Origin of the sequence: Clostridium sp., assembly GCF_050717515.1 — a bacterium.
Lineage (GTDB): Bacteria > Bacillota > Clostridia > Clostridiales > Clostridiaceae > Clostridium_AD.
Map to the genome: position 1 here is coordinate 122503 of NZ_JBOITL010000026.1, position 21673 is coordinate 144175.

A 21673-nucleotide genomic window follows, 5' to 3' on the forward strand; every position below is an offset into this window, starting at 1 on the left:
TTTGATGTATCACCTCTTTTATCCATTAATGCTAATTAGCGTTTGTTACATTTACTTTTATCAGAACAACTGCTACCGCAACTACATTTATTATTTTTGGCATCACTATAAGCTTTTTTAAAAGCAAATACTAAAATACTTGCAAAAACTAAACCAACTATTATATTAGTAAGCATTACGCATCAACTCCTAATTCAGCACGTTTAGAATCCGCTTTTCTAATAGTTATAACAAGGTAAATTACAGTAATAGCGGCTATCACTATAGCTGGTATAAAACCTACTGCAGGTGTTCCGTATACTACTAATGAACCAATTTGGGTTACTAGCATAGCTAAAATGTATCCAATGCTAAACTGGAAAGCCAAACCTTTAAATAACCATTTTTTCGAACCCATTTCCGAATTCATAGCTCCAATTGCTGCAAAGCAAGGTGGAGTAAATAAATTAAATACAAGATATGCAAAAGCTGTCACTGGAGTGAAAAATTGTGTTAAAGCACCTCCAGGTAAATGTAATGCATCTTCCGAAGTTACAGCCAATAGTACAGCAAATGTAGCAACAATATTTTCTTTTGCAATAAAACCTGTTATTGCTGCAGCTGCAAGCTGCCATCCAACAAATCCAAGTGGAATAAAAATAGGAGAAATTATGGTGCCAATTGAAGCAAGGATACTTAAACTCTGATCTTCTACAGGACTAAGATTCCAGCCATATGCTTGTGCAAACCACACAGCGGTATTGCATACAAGTATAATGGTTGTAGCTTTATAAATAAAAGCTTTTGCTTTATCTAGCATTTGAAGAAAAGCATATTTTAAACTAGGCAATTTATAATCTGGAAGCTCCATAATAAATTGTGAGGTGTTCTCCCATACAAAAATTTTCTTGAGTAAAAGTCCTCCAATTGCAATCATTGTAAATGCAATAAGGTACATACTTGGTCCAACCCAAGAATTTTTCGGGAAAAATACAGCCACAAACAGGGCTATAATTGGTAGTTTAGCACCACAAGGTACAAAAGGAGTAAGCATTATAGTCATTCTCCTTTGATTAACATCTTCTATTGTTCTCGTTGCCATAACACCTGGAATGGCACAACCAGAACCTACTATCATCGGTATAATAGACTTACCTGATAATCCAATTTTTTTGAAAAAACGATCCATTACCACTGCTACTCTAGCCATATATCCACAGTCTTCAAGTAGTGATAAGCAAAAGAATAATAGCATAACTAAAGGCAAAAACCCCACAACCGCTCCAATGCCGCCAATAACACCATCTACTATAAGGGCTTGCAATAGTGAATTAACTCCCAGTCCCCCTAAAAAAGCATTTGCGGCATTTGGAACAATTTCTCCAAACACTACATCATTAAAGTAGTCTGATAGATATCCACCTAGACCTTCTATAGAAAATGCAAATACAGCCCACATAATCATGAAAAATATAGGTAACCCCAACCATTTATGAGCTACAACTCTATCAATTTTATCCCCCAAAGTTATCTTAGTTGCATCTCTTTTTTTAACAAGGCAATTGATTGCAATTCCATCTACAAACTTTTGTCTTGCTACATCTGAATCTTTGCTTGCAAAACTAGTTGCAATTTGAGGTTGCTTCTGTTGTCCCAGTTTAATAGCTTCATTAATTAAATCTAATAATCCATCTTCTGATGTGGCAGTAGTGGCGACAACATTACAATTTAATGCCTTACTTAAAGCAATTTGATCTATAGTATCTCCTCTTTTGGATATAATGTCGCTTTTATTAAGTGCAACCAATACCGGAATTCCCAGCTCAAGAAGCTGAGTTGTAAAGAATAGACTTCTACTAACGTTGGCCCCATCAATAATATTAATAATTACATCCGGCGCTTGTTCTAAGATAAAATCCCTAGTAATCGCTTCTTCACCAGTAAATGGTGAAATGGAGTATGTACCTGGAAGGTCAACAATTTTAACATCAAGCCCTTTAGGATTATACTTTTTCTTGAGATTTGCTTCCTTCTTTGATACAGTAACACCAGACCAATTTCCTACATGTTCTGTTTTTCCTGTAATACCATTGTACAGTGTAGTCTTCCCTGAATTAGGATTACCCGCTAATGCTATTTTCATAGTAAATTCCCCCTTATTATATAAATTCATTTAATATTAATAATCATTATCAACTATAGAGCAAAAATAATATGCTATACTTTATAGCATATCAATGACGTAATATTAAATGAAAAAATTAACTCATATCTTATGTACATAACATAATAGATTTTGCCATATTTTCATCAAGTGCATATCTACTATCTTTAATATTAACCACATAGTTTCCTGCAAGTTTAGAGATGAGAGTAATCTCTTCTCCCTCAAAACAGCCTAAAGTAAAAAGAAATTTCTTCATCTTTTCTTTCCCTTCAACTTGTTTAATATTAAAAGTTTGACCAATATTTGCTTTTGATAATACCATAATATAATCACCTCACTGTGTTGTCTGACTACTTACCTAATAGCTACTGATAAAGAATATCATTTTCAAATGAAAATGTCAATAGATTGGGAATCGGAATTTATAATTAAATAAAAATCGGATATTATTCTTATTTTGACCTTTTTTTATATACATTAGGAGGTATGCCTACATATTTCTTGAAGGTTGTAGAAAAATGGCTTTGACTATTAAAACCACACTTAAAAGAAATTATTTCTAAGGTATTAGAAGAATTATCCAAAAAATCTTTTGCTACATTTATTCTACATATATTTATATATTCGCAAAATTTAAAACCAGTATTTTCTTTAAAAAGATAACATAAGTAGTTGCTACTTATATGAATATGAGCTGCAACTTTTTCTAAACTTATCTTATTTTTAATATTTGAGCTAATATAAGTCAAAGCATGTTTTATAATTTCATTTTCTGATGTTGAGGTATCATGATGGATTGCTTCTATATAGCTTTTAATAATTTCTTCTCCTAAAGCGATTAAGTCCTTCTTTAAATGACAAGTGTCAATGCAATTAAGATTCTTATAACATAAGTCCTCCAAGGTTATTGAGCTATTGATACAGAAATAGGTGTATATAAAGCTGTTCATTGAATAGAGTAGTTTTTTTAATTGAGTTGGGTGATCCGATAAAGATAGAACTATATTTATCTTTTCTATGTATAGGGAGTTGGCAATTTCTAAGTTGTTATTTCTAATATTTGTGGCAAGTTCAGTGTGATTTAGTAAATTTTTCATAGCATCTCCTTAATATTTTTAAAAAATATAGTGATAATTTTAAAAAAAGCTTAACTTAATTGTATTATAATATAAATAAGAACGATAATCAATATCAATAGATGTGAAATGCAAGAGCTAACTGAAGTAGATATTAAATTTATAGATTAATTTAACTAAGTATATATTTAATATAGATCTAAATAATATCTTATATGAGGAGGAAGAAGATTTGAAAAATATAGTAATTATTTATTGGAGTGGAACAGGGAATACAGAGGCTATGGCGCAGTGGATTATGGAAGGTTCAAAAAATGGAGATACAAATGTTAGATTACTTAATGTAGGAGATGCAAAAGCCCAGGATGTTTTAAATGCAGATGCAGTAGCATTTGGATGTCCATCTATGGGAACTGAGGAGCTTGAGGAATCAGAAATGGAACCATTTATTGATTCAATTGCCAGTGTGGTAAATGGTAAAAATACTATATTATTTGGTTCTTATGGATGGGGTAATGGTGAATGGATGATTAATTGGCAAGATAGAATGGAAGGATATGGTGCTAAGGTTATAGCAGAAGGACTTATAATTAATTATGCTGCGGAAAAAGAAGGTATTGAAAAGTGCAAGGAAATAGGTGAGTTATTATCAAAAGCTTAAAAATAGTTTGAATACAAAGGTAATGGAGGATGTTTTATGAAAATAGAAGAGTTAAGTAAATTTTTAAAGATTATAGATGATTATGATGACCTGGAATACCTATTTTCAGTAATAATACGTAATGCGGCACCAACTATAAGAAAACATAAGACATCCTCTTTAATTAATTTCAGTAATAGTAATAGAAATTTAAATGGTATATGGGAAAAATATAAAAATGAAGTGAAAGATAAACTAGATGTTGATTACTTTGAATTGAAAAAGGATACAACAAATACATTTGTACTATTTTATAATAAAGAAAAGATTAATTTAAGTATAAGGGATAACAAAAACATGGAATTCTTAAAGAGATTTGGATACAAGGAAGATATGGATATTAAGCAATGCTTGTCACTTTTAGGGGAGAGATTCCAATATATGTGCCCTCATGAAATTGGAATTTTTCTAGGATATCCTATAGAAGACGTGGCATCATTTGTTGATTCTCCCAACACTAAATGTAAAATGGTAGGCTATTGGAAAGTGTATCATGATATTGAAAGTGCAGAAGTTATTTTCAGTAAGTATGATGAAATAAAACATTCTATTATACAATTAATGATGAGAGGGATGAAACCCACAGAACTATTAAATCATCATCTGCGATGCTGCAATTAACGACTTCAGAAGGAGATTTAGACTCCCACTTATAGAAGTGGGAGACTTTCCTTCTGAAATGTCGTTAAAGAAAAATACATTAAATTTAGTAACCATCTAAGCTCTTGATTTATCAAGAGCTTTTTTGATTCAAACAAAAAAATATTAAGATTAAGTAACCAACATTTAATGCATGTTAATCTCTGTGAAAAAAATTGTGATACACTAAGTGTATGAAATTTTATGAGGGGGTAATTATAAATGAATAAAAAAATGCCAGTATTATTTATTGGACATGGTAGTCCTATGAATGCAATTTTAAACAATTCCTATACGGAAGCTATTTGTAAATCAATAGAAAATATTCCAAAGCCAGAAGCGATTTTAGTGATTTCTGCCCATTGGGAGACCGATGGTACTTATATTACAGTAAGTGATGCACCTAAACAAATCTATGATTTTTATGGATTTCCGGAGGAACTCTATAATGTGAAATATAGTCCAACTGGTGCTAAAAAATATGCAGAAATGGTTGCAGAAGAACTCGCGGATTGTAATGTTATGCTCACTGAAGAATGGGGTCTAGACCATGGGGCTTGGTCTGTACTAACACATATGTATCCCAAAGCCGATATCCCTGTATTTCAAATGAGTTTAAATAGGTTAGGTGATGCGAACTACCATTATAACCTTGGAAAAAAACTATCTGTGCTTCGTGAAAAAGGAATTTTAATAATAGGAAGTGGAGACATAGTTCATAACTTAAGAATTATGAATTATGAAATGGATGCAAAACCATTTGACTGGGCATCTGAATTTGATAATTATATTACAGAGGCTATTGTAAGTAGAAGGCATGATAATATTATCCACTATGAAAAATTAGGTAAAAGTGCTGAATTATCTGTACCTACTAATGAACATTATTTGCCCTTACTTTATATAGCTGGATTGCAAGAAGAATCAGATGAAGTTAATTTTATATATAAAGGTATACAACATAGTTCAATGTCTATGACCAGTATACAAATTGGTTAACAAAAGAAAAGGCTGTGAAGTATTACTTCGCAGCCTTTATTATTAAAGTAAAGGGGGACTTTGCTTTAATTTATAAATCTAATAACTTATTAATTTATTAATCTATAAGTAGATGATAACATAGAATTATGTCCATATAATGAAGAAGATGTAAAGTAATTTTGAATATTTAATAGCTCATAACATAAAATTGTTACGGCATTATTAAGATTATATGTAGTATTTGTTAATGTTTTACATGAGGAATAAGTATCATATTTGAACCTATTAATTTGCGTAATTAAGGGTGTTTTAAAATTTTGTGATTTTTTATTAAAGCAAGAAAATGACGGTTTATAAAAAAAAAATACTCAATTTTAACTTAAAATTTTGATTTATAGATGAATTTATACTATAATATATAAAACTACTTAAAAGTGGTAGAAATATTCTTAATAATCTATATACTTCAGTTAGCAAATATCTAAGAGGGATTTGAAGTAATATATTTTTTATAATCAACAATCAAAAGAAGGAGGGTTAACATATGAAATATATTGTAGTGCTAGGAGATGGAATGGCAGATTACCCTGTAAAAGAATTAAATAATAAAACACCCATTCAATATGCCAGGACTCCTGCTATTGATTATATGGCAAAGCATGGTATTGTTGGTATGGTTAAAACTGTGCCAGAGGGTATGCCTCCAGGCAGTGATACAGCGAATATGGGTGTTTTTGGCTATGATCCCTTTGTGTATTATAGTGGACGTTCACCCTTTGAAGCAGCAAGCATGGGAGTAAATATGCTAGATACAGATATTACCTTTAGATGTAATTTAGTAACAGTATCTGAAGGTGAGCCCTACGTGGAGAAGATTATGCTAGATCATAGTGCTGGTGAAATAACAACTGAGGAATCAGCGGAATTAATAAGTGCATTAAGTGAGTATTTAAGCACTGAGGCAATAAAGTTCTATCCAGGTATTGGCTATAGACATCTTATGATATGGGATAATGGGCCCTTTGACTGGAATCTTACACCACCTCATGATATTTTGGGAAAGAAAGTAAAGGATTATATGCCTAAGGGTCTAAATAGTGAAGTAATTGAAGAAATGATAAAGAAAAGTAGTCAATTTTTATCACAGCATGATATAAATAAAAAAAGAGTGGCAAAAGGATTAAACCCAGCTAACTCCATTTGGATTTGGGGCGAAGGAAAGAAACCACTTTTATCTAACTTTTATGAGAAATATAATTTAAAAGGCTCAGTAATTTCTGCTGTTGATTTAATAAAAGGCATAGGACTTTGTGCAGGACTAGATATTATTGACGTTGAAGGGGCCACTGGGAATATTAATACTAATTATATAGGCAAAGCAAAAGCTGCAATGGCTGAGCTTGCAAAGGGAAATGATTTTGTTTATATTCATGTTGAAGCTCCAGACGAATGCGGTCATAGATGTGAAGTAGAAAATAAATATAAAGCCATAGAGTACATAGATAACCAAATAGTAAAGGTTATTAGTGAGGAAATGAAGGAACTAGGTGAAGATTATAAAATGATAATACTTCCAGACCATCCTACACCTTTAGCTCTCAGGACACATACAAGTGATCCTGTTCCATTTTTAATATACCAAAGCAATGATGAGAAGGACAACCCTAATGGATGTTATGATGAAATTGGGGCAAAAGACACAGGCCTATATTTTCCAGAAGGATATAAGTTAATGGATTATTTTTTAAAAGGTGTTAGGTAGGGGGAGAAGAAAATTATGAAGCAAATATATTATAAGAGTACTCGCGGAAATGAAAAGGAAGTAACAGCTGCAGAAGCTATTGCAAAGGGACTTAGCGAAGATGGTGGGCTTTTTGTACCGACATCAATACCAAAGTTAAATACCCAGCTTAAAGACCTCATTCATATGAATTATAAACAGTTAGCATTAATTATAATGAAGGAGTTTTTAACTGATTATGAGGAAGATGAGTTGAAAATGTGTATAGATAAGGCTTATGATGAAAAATTTGATACGCCTATTATTGCACCCTTGGTAAAGCATGCTGGAACATACTTTTTAGAGTTATACCATGGGCCGACTTTAGCATTTAAAGACATGGCATTATCAATACTGCCCTACTTATTAAAAACCGCAGTAAAAAATCTGAATAATGATAAAGAGATGGTTATCCTTACTGCTACCTCTGGGGATACAGGAAAAGCTGCTTTGGAAGGCTTTGCAAATGTAGATGGTACAAAGATAATAGTATTTTTCCCAGAGCAGGGTGTTAGTGAGATTCAAAAAAAGCAGATGGTAACACAAACTGGAGATAACACCTTTGTAATAGGCATTAATGGAAACTTTGATGATGCACAAAATGGAGTTAAACAGATGCTTACGGATGTTAATCTTCTCAAAAAATTAGAAGAAAAAAACAGTATGTTTTCATCAGCTAATTCAATAAATATAGGAAGGTTAATACCTCAGGTTGTATATTATTTTTATGCCTATACTCAGCTTTGTAATAAGGGGGAAATTGAAATAGGAGAAGAAATAAATTTCTCTGTTCCTACTGGCAATTTTGGCAATATATTAGCGGGATATTACGCAAAGAAAATGGGCTTGCCAATTAAAAAGTTAATTTGTGCTTCAAATGAAAATAAGGTTTTATTTGATTTTATAAATACCGGTACCTATGATAAAGTAAGGGATTTTGTGATTACAATGTCTCCTTCAATGGATATATTGATTTCAAGTAATCTTGAAAGATTGCTATATGCTATTAGTGGTCAAGATGCGAAAGTGATAAAAAACCTTATGAAAGAGCTTTCAGTAAAGGGTAGATATGAAATTGATAATATTATGAAAAAAGGGTTAGTGGACTTTTATGGAGGTTACGCAAGTGAAGAAGAGACGGCGCAGTCAATAACTGAGGTTTATAAAGCTAACAATTATGTAATTGATACACATACTGCCGTTTCCTACGCGGTTTATCAAAAATATTTAAAAGAAACATTGGACACTACAAAGACAGTTATTGTTTCTACTGCAAGCCCCTATAAATTCACAACGGATGTTATGAAATCAATAGATGCAAAATATGCAGGATTAAATGATTTTGAATTAATAAAAGAACTTAGCAAGATAACAAACATTCATATTCCAGCAGGCATAGTAGATTTAGAAAAGAAACCTGTGATTCACAAAACTAAATGCGAAAAAAATGAAATGCAAAAGCAAATAGAAAAAATCCTTAACCTATAAAATTATAAAACAGTAAGGGGCAGAAATTATGGAAGTTATAGTTGCAAAATTCGGCGGAAGTTCATTATGTGATAGTGAGCAATTCAAAAAAGTAAAAGATATTGTTTTGTCCGATAATAGGCGGGCATATATTGTGCCATCAGCTCCGGGCATGCGAAGTAGTGGTGATTATAAAATAACAGATCTTTTATATTTATGTCATGAGCATGTGGAAAAATCACTACCCTTTGATGAATTGTTCAAATTAATCCAAGAAAGATATACTGTTTTATGCAGTGAATTAAAGCTTTCCATAGATATTTTAAAATATTTAAGGGAACTTAAGGAAAAAATAATTAATGGAGCTTCAGAAGAGTATGTGGCAAGTAGGGGAGAGTATTTTAATGGTTTAATACTCGCTGAATATTTGGGGTATGAATTTATTGATGCTGCCGAGATTATTATTTTTAAGAAAAGTGGACGTTTGGACGAGGCAGCAACCTATGATGCTGTAAATAAACGACTATCAGTGGTAAAAAAAGCAGTAATACCAGGATTTTATGGTGCTTCCAGAGAGGGTGAAATAAGAACCTTCTCAAGAGGGGGATCAGACATTACTGGAGCAATAATTGCTAAGGGTATATGGGCGCTAGTTTATGAAAACTGGACAGATGTATCAGGCTTTTTAATGGCAGATCCCAGTATTGTAAGTAATCCCAAACATATTGAAGAGGTACATATAAAGAACTTAGGGAACTTTCATATATGGGTGCAAAGGTTTTTCATGAAGAGGCGATTTTTCCTGTTAAGAATAATGGAATTCCAATAAATATAAGAAATACTAATAAGCCATTAGACAAGGGAACTTTTATTTTAAATGATAAATTAGAAATTAAAACTGGAAATATTACAGGTATAGCAGGAAAAAAAGATTTTACAGTAATAGCAATTGAAAAAACGCTTATGAACAGGCATATAGGATACTTACGAAGGATTCTCTCAATTCTTGAAAATAATAATGTAGCCTTCGAACATATACCATCCGGGATAGATTCAATTTCATTGGTAATTGACGATGCGCAGCTCGACAATAAGCTGGACATAATATTAGAAGAAATTGAAAATCAATGTAAACCAGATTCTTTAATAGCCTATCCTAACATGGCTTTAATAGCAGTGGTTGGAGAAGGTATGATAAGGACTAAGGGGATATCTGCTAAATTATTTAGCGCATTATCAAAAAACAATATAAATATTAGAATGATAAATCAAGGTTCCAGTGAGCTCAGCATCTTTGTTGGTGTAGAAAACGAGGATTTTGAAAATGCCATTAGGGCAGTGTATAAAGCCTTTGAAAGTTAATCATCACTTGACCTGCTGCAATAATAAATTTTAACTAGGAGGGGTAGATAAATATGGAAAAAGTAAAGATAGCAATTTTAGGGTTTGGGAATGTTGGTACAGGCGTATGGAAAATACTCCAGGAAAATAAAAAAGAAATAATGAAACGTTCAAATTACGAAATAGAGGTAGCTAAAATACTAGTAAAAGATATAAATAAAAAAAGAGATATTGCTATATCTAAGGAAATATTAACAGACAATATTGATGATGTTATTAATGATGAAAGTATTAAAATTGTGGTTGAACTCATTGGAGGACGGGGTGAAGCTAAGGAATATATGATACGCGCTATGAAAGCTAAAAAACATATTGTAACTGCTAATAAACTGGTTATTGCAAATTGGAGCGAAGAGTTATTCAAAATAGCTGAGGAGGAAAAGGTATTATTTTATTATGAAGCAAGTGTTGCGGGCGGAATTCCAATAATACGAGAAATTAATGAGAGCCTTACAGCCAATAGAATAGAGCAGATAATTGGAATTATAAATGGAACAACTAATTATATATTAAGTAAAATGACCAATGATGGAATCAGCTTTGATGCGGCATTAAAAGAGGCTAAGGAAAAGGGATATGCTGAAGCTGATCCAACCTCTGATGTAGATGGGTATGATGCTGTGTATAAGCTTGCTATAATGGCATCACTATCCTTTGGAACTAAAGTTAATCATGATGCTATTTATAGAGAAGGAATAAGAAATATTAGTTCCCTGGATATAGAATATGCAAAGAAATTTGGTTATACAATAAAGCTACTTGCAATAGCGAAGGAAGAAAATAACAAATTAGAGTTAAGAGTACATCCAACTCTAGTACCCTCAAATCACCCTATGGCAAATGTAAATGATGTATTTAATGCCATTATGATAAAAGGAAATGCAGTGGGAGAGTTAATGTTATATGGAAGAGGAGCAGGGGATTTGCCAACTGGAAGTGCAGTTGTAGGGGATATAATTTCTATATTAAGAAACAATGTAAAGCCAGCCGACGTAAGTGATGAAAGTGAGAAAGTTGATTTTAAAGAAATAAAAAAACCAGAAGAAAATGAATCGGAATTCTATATTAGACTTAATGTTAAAGATAGAGCAGGTGTTTTAGGGGATACAGCGAAAGTGTTTGGGGAAAATAATGTTAGTATTATATCCATGACTCAAGATGTAAGTCGTGAAGATGATGTACCACTAGTATTTATTACTCATAAAAGTTTAGAAAAAAATATAAGAAATTCTCTCGAAAAAATAAAAGCACTGGAAAACGTAAACAGCGTGGAAAGCATAATAAGGATAGAATCATTTAATTAAAGACATCAAAAAAAGAAGTTGGTAATTATATTGCCAACTTCTTTTTGCTGATTTTTAAAAAGAAATTTTTGACAAATAATTCTAGCATGTTATACTATTTATATTAAAAAAGGATTAAATTAATAATAATTGAATATTGATAGTTAAAGGAATGAATATATAAAGTAGGTGGAAGTATGGAATTTCTAACCATTGGTGAAAAAATTAAAAATTTGAGAAAAATTCTTGGAATAAGACAGGAAGAACTAACATCAATAGGAGTATCTAGAAACTTTATAAGCATGGTTGAAAATAACAAAAGGAAACTAAGCTTGAAAACTGCAGAATTGCTTATAGAAATATTTAAATCAAAATCAAAAGAAATTGGGCTGGATTTAGATATAGATGAAAAGCATCTACTAAAAAGTCCGCAGGAGGAAGCTATAGAATATTGCAATGAAAAAATAAATGATACCTTATTAATCAATGAAATTGATTATTTATTTGATGTATGCAGTCGGTATAATTTGTCAGATATCTTATCAACATTGTATGTAAAGAAAGGAAATATGTTATATAGCATTGGTAAATTTAGTGAAGCATTTACTTATTATTATGATGCTTTAATCTTTTATAATAGTATTAATAGTATTGAAGACAAAGCTTTTATTTACAATAAATTAGGCAGATGTAGATTGCAAATGTTGGAGTACTTTGAAAGCTTAAGTTTTTTTACAAAGGCATACAATTTATCAATTATAGGAAATTACAAATTAGTTAAAAAAAATTCACTATATAATATGTCATTAGTATATAAAAAAATAAACAAAATAGATGATGCACTTGAGCATATAAAAAAGTACATAGATATATGTGATTATGATATAGATTTTTTTGATATAATTGATGCTAAAATTTTAGAAGCAAATTGTTATTCTTCTAAAAATCAGTACAATAAATCTATACAAATTTATAAAGAAATATTAAATAAAAAGGATCAATTAAAAAATACTATGTTGGGAAATATATATAATAATTTAGCATTAGCATATTTAGAAGTAAATGATTGTGAAAATTCATTGTTCTATTTTGATAAGTCACAAGAACTAAGAAAAGTAAGGGATAAATCCAAATTGCATCGGACTTTAATAGATAAGTCTAATGTGTTCATAAGAATTGAAAAAATTAATGAAGCTACAAATCTTTTAACAAAAGGATTTGACATGTCAGTTGCGTATAAGGATTTAGAGTATACAATGTTGAGTTTCAATATGCTTGAAAAAATATATATAGATTTATGTAATAATAAGAGGTTAATTTACTTATACGAAGAAATGTTAGAGATATTGAGTTCAAGAGAGAATATCCAATCAGTACTATTGATTTATACTAAAATATCAAATAAACTAGCACTTATAAATATTGAAAATAATGACATGGAAAAATGTAAGAATAGATTAAAAACTTTAAATAGTTTAATAAATATGTAACTGATTTTTTGGAAAATATGGTTTCATATTACAATTTATGTTATAATGTATTTAAATGTAATATTTACATTATATTAAAAAGGGGGGGATAATATGAATAAAAAATTTTTAAGAAATGTGATTTGTTGTATTATTTTAGTTGCGGCAGTCTCGGTGTTTGGAATAATAAAAACCATGGATACAGATGATCCAGATTCTAAAGGATTTAATATTACAACAGTACAGAACGTATAAACATAGGTATGTAAGGTAGAATTTAAAAATTTTAATGTTTAATAAAAGAACAAGTAACCCTATATTAATATAGAGTTACTTGTTCTTTTTTAATTTACGCCTACAGCATCCCAAGCTGCATTTATAGTAGCAACTTCTGATCCACTTGCGCCGTAAAGATCTGTTGCAGATTGTACAAGTGCAACTCTTGCATCGTGGAAGTTAGAAGTAGAAATTAAATAGTTAGTTAAAGCCCTGTAATAAATTTGTTCTGCTTTGTTTATACCTACATTAGGATTAGAAGCTATAAGATAACAAGCTTTGTTTGGAATTCCACTATTTGTATGAGCTCCACCCCAATCTCCGGCTTTAGTATTAGGAGAAACTACAAATTTACTCATATGATCTGGATCTCCATATTTGGATGGATTGGAAATGTCTCTAAGTGCATCGCCAGCTACTTTAGGTGTCCAAATATCTTCACCAATTAGCCAATCAAATTTGCTAGCTTGTCCATAATATTCGATGAATGCACCAAAAGCATCTGACATAGATTCATTTAATGCTCCAGATTGAAATTCATAAATGAGATTCGCTTCCTTTTCATCTACGGCATGGGTCATTTCATGACCAACAACATCTAAAGCGCCGGATAATGCAATAGCCTGAACGCCATCACCGTCTCCATAAACCATTTGAGTTCCATTCCAAAAAGCATTTACATAACTTCTAGAGTAGTGAACTGTAGATTTAATACCCATACCTAATCCATCAAGACTATTTCTATTGAATTTAGTTTTATAATAATCATATACAACTCCTGCATAGGAATGTGCATCTACAGCTGCTTTATCATTAATTGTGCTTGTAGTTGAAAAAACGGTAGTACCAGGTGTTCTAGTGCCGTTAGAGGCAGTAAAAGTAGTTATAAGACCACCTTTGGTAGTATCTTTTAATTGATATTGAGTCTTGCCACTTACAGTAACCTTGTCAAGGTTTAATGCTTTGGTATCGCCAAGTACGCCTAGCCCTGTTCCTGTAGCCGCAATAGAGTCTATTTTATTGACTTGTTTTACTATAGTTCCATCTTCAGCATTTATAAAGAAGTCCCAATATCCTGGTGTTGGAGATAGGAAACTTAATGAAACTAAATAAACCGGAACATATTCATCATTTACATTGTAATAGAAAAGTTTGATGGTTGGAGCTGTTTCAAGTTCATCAAATTTAACTTGTGCTTTTGCAATCTCAAGAGCTTTGTTTTGACCTATAAAAGGTGCTTTATTTATTTTAACATTTTTTGCATTAACATCATATTTACCATTTATAGCGTATACTTCACCATTTTGATTAAAGTGAACGATATATTCATTACCATAAATTGGAACGCCTTTTACCATTTGTTGAGTTTTGATATGTTTAAAACCCAAGTTGTCATCACTTGATTTTAATTCCTTCAATTCATTTACAGGATCTTTAATTCCATAATTATTTTCTTTGAAGAATTGATGTACACCTTTCATATCCTTTGACAATTGTTTTGATAATTTTCCGGTTTGAAAATCTGGTGGACTGCCGTCATTCCCTTTAGCTTGTACAGGAAGTGCAAAACTTGAGAATAATAATGATGAAATAACAACTAAAGAAACCAATTTTTTTGATAACAAAGTAAAAACCCCCTTATATTTTTATAGTTTTATTATAAACTAAATATTGCAAAAATGTAACTGAAATATTACGACATTTAGTTACATTTTTGGCTTAAAATAAAAAAGTTGTTGATTATTCAACAACTTTTATAATTTATATAAAATATATAAGAGGTGCCTCTTTATTTTTTGTAAAACAAAAAAACATCTCATCTGGCTAAAGGATGAAATGCAAATATTATAGTTGGTGGTATTTTTTTATTTCCATACATAATGAGTCAACAATAAAGTAATTCTAGAATATAAAGAATGTGTTCATTAAAGAAATTTACATTAATGAACACTTGTAATTCTTAATATGTTTTACAATTTTATACAACCACTCTTGATTTTTCGGTGTATTGTGCAAGGATTAACTCCTAGTTCTTTAGATGCATTCACAACAGAGCCATGTTTTTCTATAGCTTTTGATATCATTATTTGGTCTACTATACCATATACAGTGCTTAGATTACTATGACCATTTATTATAACACTAGGCATATCATTTAAAGAATTTTCAAGCTCACTTAGGTTCATGAATATGCTAAGGTCTTCCTCACTGATAATATCATTAGCTGCAAGGACAATTAACCTTTCTATCATGTTTTTAAGTTCTCTTATATTTCCTGGCCAATCATACTTATAAAGTATTTTTATTGCTGCCGGTGAAAATCTTAAACTTCTATTATATTTTTTATTATAAAAATCAAGGAAATACTTAATTAAAGGAATAATATCCTCTTTTCTATCTTTGATAGACGGAATTTTAATTGGTATAACATTAAGGCGATAATATAAATCTTGTCTGAATTTTTTACTGTTATGAAGTTCTCCTTCAGATACATTTGTAGCACTAATATATCTTATATTTAATCGTATAGGGGTTGCTCCACCTATTCTTGTGAATTCATTTTCCTGTATTACTCTAAGGATCTTTGTTTGCATTGGTAATGGCAATTCACCAATTTCATCAAGAAAAATGGTACCTCCATTGGCTTCTTCTAAAAGGCCTTTTTTACCACCTCTTTTAGCACCTGTAAAGGTACCTTCTTCATAGCCGAAAAATTCAGATTCCAAAAGTTCTGAGGGTATTGCACCACAGTTTATTGTAATAAAAGGTTTTTCTCGTCTAGGACTATAGTCATAAATCATCCTGGCAATAATTTCTTTACCAACACCTGATTCTCCAGTAATAAATATGGATGAATCATAGGCAGCTGCTCTTATGACCATTTTTTTGATGTTATCAATAACCTTGCTTTGACTAATATATTCTATAGTTTCAGGCTGCTTTATATCTAAATTTGTGTTTGTTTGTAATTTTATTAATCGGGTAATATCGCGACCGGTAAGCACACCGCCCTTTAAATCACCATTATTATGAAAAAAAGGCACAGCTGTATAGGCAAGAGTTTTTCCACTTGGATATTTAACATTTCTATAAATTTTCTCTTTAACTTTTAACATATCAATAATAATAGGATCCTTTACCAAACCTCTTTGTGATATGTCATAAATGCTTTTACCAAGTGCTTCGCAGCGATTAAAGGGCAAAAGCACATCGCAAAGGTCATTCATTTTTTCAATTACACCCTGTTCATTGAAAATAACAATTACTTCATCAATATCATTTATAACATTCTCTATGGTTTTATTATTAATAACAGAATTATCAAACATATACATAATATTATGTGAATTACCTTCCCCAGTTAGACTATGTATGCTAACAGGACAAGGGATTCCATTCATTAAAATACTACGGTGGTTAGTTCCATTTTCTAAAATATCTTCATAATTGAAATCTATGTCAAGGTCTTGTATATTCTTTAGAATTTTGATTTTTGTATATTCAAAAATATTGTTCATTATGGAATTAGTATATAATACTTGTCCAGTATTATTACATACAATTATCGGATTATATATTTTGTTTAACATATCTTGTGAAATAGTATTCATATAACACCATGCCTTTCAAAATAAAATAAAGCCTTGAAATCACAAAGTTAATTGTTAATTTAATAACGTTATAATATCATAATTTTATGGATTAAGCTACAAAATTATGCGTATTACAAATATAAAAAATAAAATGTGCATAATAATAATGCAAAATGCAAGGAGTAATTGCATTTTGCAAGAGAAATAGACGAAAATCACTGTAAAAGTTTGTTAAAAAATAGACTTAGTGTGGTTTTACAAACAAGTATTAGTTGGCATAACTTTTGCTACTGCATATAGTGTGTAAAAGTTTACAAGCACTAAAAGTTTATAATGCATAAATATATATAATGCCAAAATATAAAGAAATATTGAAAGGATGATTAAAATGGATGATAACAAATGGTTATTAAAAGGAATTAAAGTTGTTGAATTTGCAACCTTCATTGCTGCACCATGTGCTGCTAGAATGCTTGCTGATTGGGGCGCTGATGTTATTAAGGTAGAGCCTATTTCTGGAGAAAACATGAGAGGTATTGGCTCAGTATACTCATCACCTTGCCAGGAAGATGAAAATCCTTGGTTTGAAAATGAAAACTTCAATAAAAAAAGTATTTGCGTTAATGTAAAATCTACAGAAGGTATGGAAGTATTTCATAAATTACTTGCCGAGGCAGATATTTTTGTCACAAATGTTCGCGTGCAAGCTCTTGCAAAACTTGGATTATCTTATGAACAACTTAAAGAAAAATATCCTGGTTTAATATTTGTTCAAGCTTTAGGCTATGGAGAAGAAGGTCCACTAAAAGATAAACCTGGATTTGACTATACATCATATTTTGCAAGAGGTGGTGTTATGTCTTCACTTATGGAAAAAGGTACTACTCCAACAAATGTTGCTGCAGGCTTTGGTGATCACTACGTAGGTATTGCTCTTGCAGCAGGTGCATGCGCAGCTCTTGTAAAAAAAGCTAAAACAGGCACAGGAGAAAAGATAACAGTAAGTCTTTATCATATGGGTATTTATGGACTTGGATCTATGATTATGTCTGATCAGTACGGAAATAAGATGCCAATGTCTAGACTTAGTCCAAACTCTCCTGTTTGCAATTCATACCAATGCAAGGATGAAAAATGGATTCAATTAGCGTTAATACAATATGATCAATGGATTGAAAGATTCTTTAAGGCTATTAGTAGAGAAGATTTAATGAATGATGAGAGATATAATACCCGTAATGGAATGGTAGAAAATGTTGAGTCAATGGTTACTATTGTTGCAGAGGCAATGCTTAAAAAAACTCTTAACGAATGGGAAAAAGTTCTTATGGAATGTGATATTCCTTTTGAAAGAGTTCAGTCTTGTGCAGATATTGCAGTGGATGAACAAGCTTGGGCAAACGACTATTTAGTGAAGAAAACCTATGATTCAGGTAATGAAGGCATTTTAGTCAATTCACCTGTTAAATTTGGAGAAATGGGTATTAGGGAAATGACTCCTGCTCCAAGACTTGAAGAAAATACAGATGAAATCTTAAGTTCAATTGGATATAACATAGAACAAATTCAGACTTTGAAATCAGGCAAACTAGTTAGATAGTTTTAGTAAAACTGTTAGTAAGGCATATTACGCCAAATAGGAAAGGACAGGATAGTATGTATACAATGGGACTCGACATAGGCTCAACAGCAACCAAGGGTGTAATTATTGAGAATGGTATAAAAATCGTGGCTACTTCAACTATACCCTCGGGTACAGGCACTACAGGACCTGCAAGAGCATTGAAAGAATTATTTGGGAAGCTGGATATTTGCCGCGAGGATATAGAAAAGCTAGTAGTAACTGGATATGGAAGAATGAAATATTCTGATGCTGATAAGCAAATTAGCGAGCTGAGTTGTCATACAAAGGGAGTTAACTTCTTAGTTCCCAGTGCTAAAACCATTATAGACATTGGTGGGCAAGATGCAAAAGCATTGAAGCTTAATGAAAGTGGTAAATTGGTTAATTTTGTTATGAACGATAAGTGCGCTGCTGGTACAGGAAGATTTTTAGATGTTATGGCAAGAGCACTTGAAGTTAATGTTTCAGATTTAGGTGATTTGTCTGCTAAATCTACAAAGGAAGTTCCTATAAGTAGTACATGTACTGTTTTTGCAGAATCAGAGGTAATTTCTCATTTATCCAATGAAGCAGCAATTGAAGATATTATTGCTGGTATTCATGCTTCAGTAGCTAAAAGAGTTTCTAGTCTTGCAAAAAGAGTAGGTATCCAGGAAAGTGTGGTAATGGTAGGTGGTGTGGCAAGAAATAGCGGGGTTGTTAGAGCTATGGAAGTAGCCCTTGGACTTGAAATTATTGTGCCAGATTTAGCACAACTTACTGGAGCATTAGGAGCAGCTTTGTATGCGTTTGATGAACTTGAAAGTAAAGAACTTAAAAATAATGAACTTGAAAGCAATGAAATTGAAAACTAATCAAAGGTTTGAGGAGGAGAAAAATGAGCGATAAATTATCATCAAAAGAAGTAATAAGCAATTTATTAGCAAAGCAGTACGAAAATGCATTTGAGGCTAAAGCAAAGGGTGAACCTGTAGGTTGGTCCACATCTGTATTTCCTCAAGAGCTTGCGGAGTGTTTTGGGCTTAGTATATGCTATCCTGAAAATCAAGCAGCAGGAATAGCTGCAAAAAGAGAATCTCTAAAATTATGTAGTATTGCAGAGGACACAGGATACTCTAATGACATATGTGCTTATGCAAGAACTAATTTTGGATTTCTTGAAAATGGCGGTTGTGAAAGCTTAGATATGCCTCGTCCTGACTTTCTATTATGTTGTAATAACATTTGTAATCAAGTTGTTAAATGGTATGAAAATATCTCTAAGGAATTAAATATACCACTTATTTTGATTGACACTACATTTAACAATGAATATGAAGTTAGTCAGGAAAGAATAGATTATTTAAAAGGTCAATTTGATGAAGCTATTAAACAGTTAGAAGTGATTTCTGGAAAAAAATTTGATCCTAAAAAATTTGAAGAGGTTATGAAGATTTCCACTAAAAACGGTAAGCTTTGGAAGTATTCAATGAGTTTACCTTCAGCAAAGCCATCTCCTATGAATGGGTTTGATTTATTCAACTATATGGCAGTTATTGTTTGTGCAAGAGGTAAACAGGAAACAACTGATGCTTTTGAACTATTAATTGCAGAATTAGAAGAGAGAATTAAAAATAAGGAAACAACCTTTAGGGGAGAAGAAAAATTTAGAATCATGATGGAAGGCATACCTTGCTGGCCATATATTGGATTTAAAATGAAGACCTTATCAAAATATGGAGTTAATATGACTGGTAGTGTTTACCCTGATGCTTGGGCTTTAGAGTACGAAGTCAACGATTTAGATGGAATGGCAAGAGCCTATAGTAGTATGTTTAATAATGTAAATTTAGATAGAATGACTAAATTTAGAATAGATTCTTTAAAATCAGGTGACTGCGATGGTGCTTTCTACCATATGAATAGAAGCTGTAAACTGATGAGTCTTATGCAATATGAAATGCAAAGGAAGGTATACGAAGCTACGGGTTTACCTTATGCGGGTTTTGATGGAGATCAAGCAGATCCAAGGAATTTTACAGAGGCTCAATTTGAAACAAGAATACAAGGGTTAGTTGAAGTAATGGAAGAAAGAAAAATAACTGGAGGTAATGACTAATGAATACTTTTGAAACTGTTTTATCACAGATGAAAGATGTTATTAACAATCCAGGAGCAGTGGTGAAAGCCTATAGAGAAAAAGGTATCAAAATAGTTGGATGTTTCCCCGTTTACTGCCCTGAAGAGATCATTCATGCTGCTGGAATGTTTCCAATGGGTATTTGGGGAGGCTCCACAGAGATTGAATTAAGTAAACAGTATCTTCCAGCATTCGCTTGTTCAATTATGCAGTCTTGCCTTGAATATGGATTAAAGGGAGCCTACAATGATTTATCAGCGGTTATTATACCTGGTATGTGTGACACATTAATATGTATGGGCCAGAATTGGAAGGTAGCTGTTCCACAGGTTGAATATATTTCCCTGGTTCATCCTCAGAATAGAAAAATTGAAGCTGGCGTTGTGTATTTAAAAAGTGAATACAATAATATCAAAAAAAGGTTAGAAGAAATTAGTGGTTGCACCGTTACAGAAGAAAAATTAAATGAAAGTATTGAGATTTATAACGACTATAGAAAAACCATGAGAGAATTTGTAGAAGTAGCTGCAAAGTATCCAAATATTATTACTCCAATAATTAGAAATACAGTCATTAAGAGTGCTTTCTTCATGGAAAAATCCGAGCATACAAAATTAGTGAAAGTTCTTATTTCTGAAGTAGAAAAAATGCCTGCTGAGAAATGGTTAGGAAAAACAGTATTGTTATCAGGTATATTAGCTGACTCAGAAGAGTTACTAAGTATTCTCGCTGAAAATAACATTGCAGTAGCTGCAGATGATTTAGCACAGGAAACAAGACAATTTAGATTTGACGTTCCAGAAGGATCGGATGCAGTAGATAGATTAGCAAGATTTTGGTCCATTTTTGAGGGCTGTTCCTTGGCATATGATCCTGAGAAAAAACGTGGGGCTATTATAACCCAGCAAATAAAAGAAAAAAATATTGATGGTGTTATTTTCTGCATGATGAAATTCTGTGATCCTGAGGAATATGATTATCCACTAATGAAGAAAGAAGTGGAAGCTGCGGGAATTCCTACTTTATATCTTGAGATAGATCAACAAGTTCAAAACAATGAACAAGCTAGAACTCGTGTGCAAACTTTTGCTGAAATGCTAAGCTTATAATTTGAAAATG

Annotated in this window: 18 protein-coding genes and 1 pseudogene; 13 read left to right on the plus strand and 6 right to left on the minus strand. The window is 31.7% G+C overall.

Features of this window, described 5'->3' with window-relative positions; translation table 11 throughout:
- Window positions 1-35: 35 nt before the first annotated feature.
- The 4 genes from ACREV6_RS12550 to ACREV6_RS12565 all read right to left on the minus strand — a co-directional run bounded on the left by ACREV6_RS12550 (window position 36) and on the right by ACREV6_RS12565 (window position 3243).
- Window positions 36-176: a FeoB-associated Cys-rich membrane protein gene (locus tag ACREV6_RS12550; RefSeq protein ID WP_431578372.1), complete on the minus strand. Its 141-nt coding sequence runs from the start codon at window positions 174-176 to the stop codon at window positions 36-38.
- Window positions 176-2122, minus strand: a complete 1947-nt coding sequence (gene feoB / locus ACREV6_RS12555) for a ferrous iron transport protein B (protein ID WP_431578373.1) — start codon at window positions 2120-2122, stop codon at window positions 176-178. Before feoB ends, ACREV6_RS12550 begins: the two co-directional genes overlap by 1 nt.
- Before the next feature lie 130 nt (window positions 2123-2252).
- On the minus strand, window positions 2253-2468 hold the full coding sequence (locus ACREV6_RS12560; protein WP_431578374.1) for a FeoA family protein: 216 nt from the start codon (window positions 2466-2468) through the stop codon (window positions 2253-2255).
- 130 nt (window positions 2469-2598) lie between these two features.
- Complete coding sequence (locus ACREV6_RS12565; RefSeq protein WP_431578375.1) at window positions 2599-3243, minus strand: helix-turn-helix domain-containing protein; 645 nt, start codon at window positions 3241-3243, stop codon at window positions 2599-2601.
- Window positions 3244-3454: 211 nt separating this feature from the next.
- Here ACREV6_RS12565 and ACREV6_RS12570 point away from each other — a divergent pair, with 211 nt between their 5' ends.
- The 9 genes and pseudogenes from ACREV6_RS12570 to ACREV6_RS12610 all read left to right on the plus strand — a co-directional run bounded on the left by ACREV6_RS12570 (window position 3455) and on the right by ACREV6_RS12610 (window position 13197).
- Window positions 3455-3883 (plus strand): flavodoxin, encoded by a 429-nt coding sequence (locus tag ACREV6_RS12570; protein ID WP_431578376.1) that lies wholly within the window; start codon window positions 3455-3457, stop codon window positions 3881-3883.
- 36 nt (window positions 3884-3919) lie between these two features.
- A complete protein-coding gene (locus ACREV6_RS12575; RefSeq protein ID WP_431578377.1) occupies window positions 3920-4543 on the plus strand; it encodes a DUF3793 family protein in 624 nt (207 codons plus the stop codon).
- Between the two features lie 240 nt (window positions 4544-4783).
- Window positions 4784-5560 carry a 4,5-DOPA-extradiol-dioxygenase gene (ygiD, locus tag ACREV6_RS12580; RefSeq protein WP_431578378.1) on the plus strand — a complete coding sequence of 259 codons (777 nt, stop codon included), beginning with the start codon at window positions 4784-4786 and terminating at the stop codon, window positions 5558-5560.
- Between the two features lie 526 nt (window positions 5561-6086).
- Entirely contained in the window at window positions 6087-7304 is a 1218-nt protein-coding gene (locus tag ACREV6_RS12585; RefSeq protein ID WP_431578379.1) for a cofactor-independent phosphoglycerate mutase, read from the plus strand.
- A gap of 15 nt (window positions 7305-7319) precedes the next feature.
- Entirely contained in the window at window positions 7320-8810 is a 1491-nt protein-coding gene (gene thrC, locus ACREV6_RS12590) for a threonine synthase (RefSeq protein ID WP_431578380.1), read from the plus strand.
- A gap of 28 nt (window positions 8811-8838) precedes the next feature.
- Window positions 8839-10151, plus strand: a pseudogene (locus ACREV6_RS12595) (aspartate kinase).
- Between the two features lie 53 nt (window positions 10152-10204).
- Window positions 10205-11494 (plus strand): homoserine dehydrogenase, encoded by a 1290-nt coding sequence (locus ACREV6_RS12600; RefSeq protein ID WP_431578381.1) that lies wholly within the window; start codon window positions 10205-10207, stop codon window positions 11492-11494.
- A 176-nt stretch (window positions 11495-11670) separates the two neighbouring features.
- A complete protein-coding gene (locus tag ACREV6_RS12605; RefSeq protein WP_431578382.1) occupies window positions 11671-12963 on the plus strand; it encodes a helix-turn-helix domain-containing protein in 1293 nt (430 codons plus the stop codon).
- A gap of 93 nt (window positions 12964-13056) precedes the next feature.
- A complete protein-coding gene (locus tag ACREV6_RS12610) occupies window positions 13057-13197 on the plus strand; it encodes a hypothetical protein (protein ID WP_431578383.1) in 141 nt (46 codons plus the stop codon).
- Between the two features lie 89 nt (window positions 13198-13286).
- Here ACREV6_RS12610 and ACREV6_RS12615 read toward each other — a convergent pair whose 3' ends face one another.
- Both ACREV6_RS12615 and ACREV6_RS12620 read right to left on the minus strand, forming a co-directional pair.
- A complete protein-coding gene (locus ACREV6_RS12615; RefSeq protein ID WP_431578384.1) occupies window positions 13287-14843 on the minus strand; it encodes a M4 family metallopeptidase in 1557 nt (518 codons plus the stop codon).
- Between the two features lie 345 nt (window positions 14844-15188).
- Entirely contained in the window at window positions 15189-16736 is a 1548-nt protein-coding gene (locus ACREV6_RS12620) for a sigma-54 interaction domain-containing protein (protein WP_431578385.1), read from the minus strand.
- Between the two features lie 463 nt (window positions 16737-17199).
- Between ACREV6_RS12620 and ACREV6_RS12625 the strand changes: the two genes are divergently transcribed.
- From ACREV6_RS12625 to hadC, 4 genes are read left to right on the plus strand one after another with little or no spacing between them, the layout of a single operon-like run.
- Complete coding sequence (locus tag ACREV6_RS12625; protein ID WP_431578386.1) at window positions 17200-18411, plus strand: CaiB/BaiF CoA transferase family protein; 1212 nt, start codon at window positions 17200-17202, stop codon at window positions 18409-18411.
- A gap of 56 nt (window positions 18412-18467) precedes the next feature.
- Entirely contained in the window at window positions 18468-19289 is an 822-nt protein-coding gene (locus ACREV6_RS12630; protein ID WP_431578387.1) for an acyl-CoA dehydratase activase, read from the plus strand.
- Between the two features lie 23 nt (window positions 19290-19312).
- Window positions 19313-20533: a (R)-2-hydroxyisocaproyl-CoA dehydratase subunit alpha gene (hadB, locus tag ACREV6_RS12635; protein ID WP_431578388.1), complete on the plus strand. Its 1221-nt coding sequence runs from the start codon at window positions 19313-19315 to the stop codon at window positions 20531-20533.
- Window positions 20533-21663: a (R)-2-hydroxyisocaproyl-CoA dehydratase subunit beta gene (gene hadC, locus ACREV6_RS12640; protein ID WP_431578389.1), complete on the plus strand. Its 1131-nt coding sequence runs from the start codon at window positions 20533-20535 to the stop codon at window positions 21661-21663. The genes hadB and hadC overlap by 1 nt, the downstream gene beginning before the upstream one ends.
- Window positions 21664-21673: the final 10 nt, after the last annotated feature.

What these genes read in the sequence shown, in the direction of transcription:
- ACREV6_RS12550 (WP_431578372.1), bottom strand. Translation starts at nt 176, where the DNA reads ATGCTTACTAATATAATAGTTGGTTTAGTTTTTGCAAGTATTTTAGTA.
- feoB (WP_431578373.1), bottom strand. Translation starts at nt 2,122, where the DNA reads ATGAAAATAGCATTAGCGGGTAATCCTAATTCAGGGAAGACTACACTG.
- ACREV6_RS12560 (WP_431578374.1), bottom strand. Translation starts at nt 2,468, where the DNA reads ATGGTATTATCAAAAGCAAATATTGGTCAAACTTTTAATATTAAACAA.
- ACREV6_RS12565 (WP_431578375.1), bottom strand. Translation starts at nt 3,243, where the DNA reads ATGAAAAATTTACTAAATCACACTGAACTTGCCACAAATATTAGAAAT.
- ACREV6_RS12575 (WP_431578377.1), top strand. Translation starts at nt 3,920, where the DNA reads ATGAAAATAGAAGAGTTAAGTAAATTTTTAAAGATTATAGATGATTAT.
- ygiD (WP_431578378.1), top strand. Translation starts at nt 4,784, where the DNA reads ATGAATAAAAAAATGCCAGTATTATTTATTGGACATGGTAGTCCTATG.
- ACREV6_RS12585 (WP_431578379.1), top strand. Translation starts at nt 6,087, where the DNA reads ATGAAATATATTGTAGTGCTAGGAGATGGAATGGCAGATTACCCTGTA.
- thrC (WP_431578380.1), top strand. Translation starts at nt 7,320, where the DNA reads ATGAAGCAAATATATTATAAGAGTACTCGCGGAAATGAAAAGGAAGTA.
- ACREV6_RS12600 (WP_431578381.1), top strand. Translation starts at nt 10,205, where the DNA reads ATGGAAAAAGTAAAGATAGCAATTTTAGGGTTTGGGAATGTTGGTACA.
- ACREV6_RS12605 (WP_431578382.1), top strand. Translation starts at nt 11,671, where the DNA reads ATGGAATTTCTAACCATTGGTGAAAAAATTAAAAATTTGAGAAAAATT.
- ACREV6_RS12610 (WP_431578383.1), top strand. Translation starts at nt 13,057, where the DNA reads ATGAATAAAAAATTTTTAAGAAATGTGATTTGTTGTATTATTTTAGTT.
- ACREV6_RS12620 (WP_431578385.1), bottom strand. Translation starts at nt 16,736, where the DNA reads ATGAACAATATTTTTGAATATACAAAAATCAAAATTCTAAAGAATATA.
- ACREV6_RS12625 (WP_431578386.1), top strand. Translation starts at nt 17,200, where the DNA reads ATGGATGATAACAAATGGTTATTAAAAGGAATTAAAGTTGTTGAATTT.
- ACREV6_RS12630 (WP_431578387.1), top strand. Translation starts at nt 18,468, where the DNA reads ATGTATACAATGGGACTCGACATAGGCTCAACAGCAACCAAGGGTGTA.
- hadB (WP_431578388.1), top strand. Translation starts at nt 19,313, where the DNA reads ATGAGCGATAAATTATCATCAAAAGAAGTAATAAGCAATTTATTAGCA.
- hadC (WP_431578389.1), top strand. Translation starts at nt 20,533, where the DNA reads ATGAATACTTTTGAAACTGTTTTATCACAGATGAAAGATGTTATTAAC.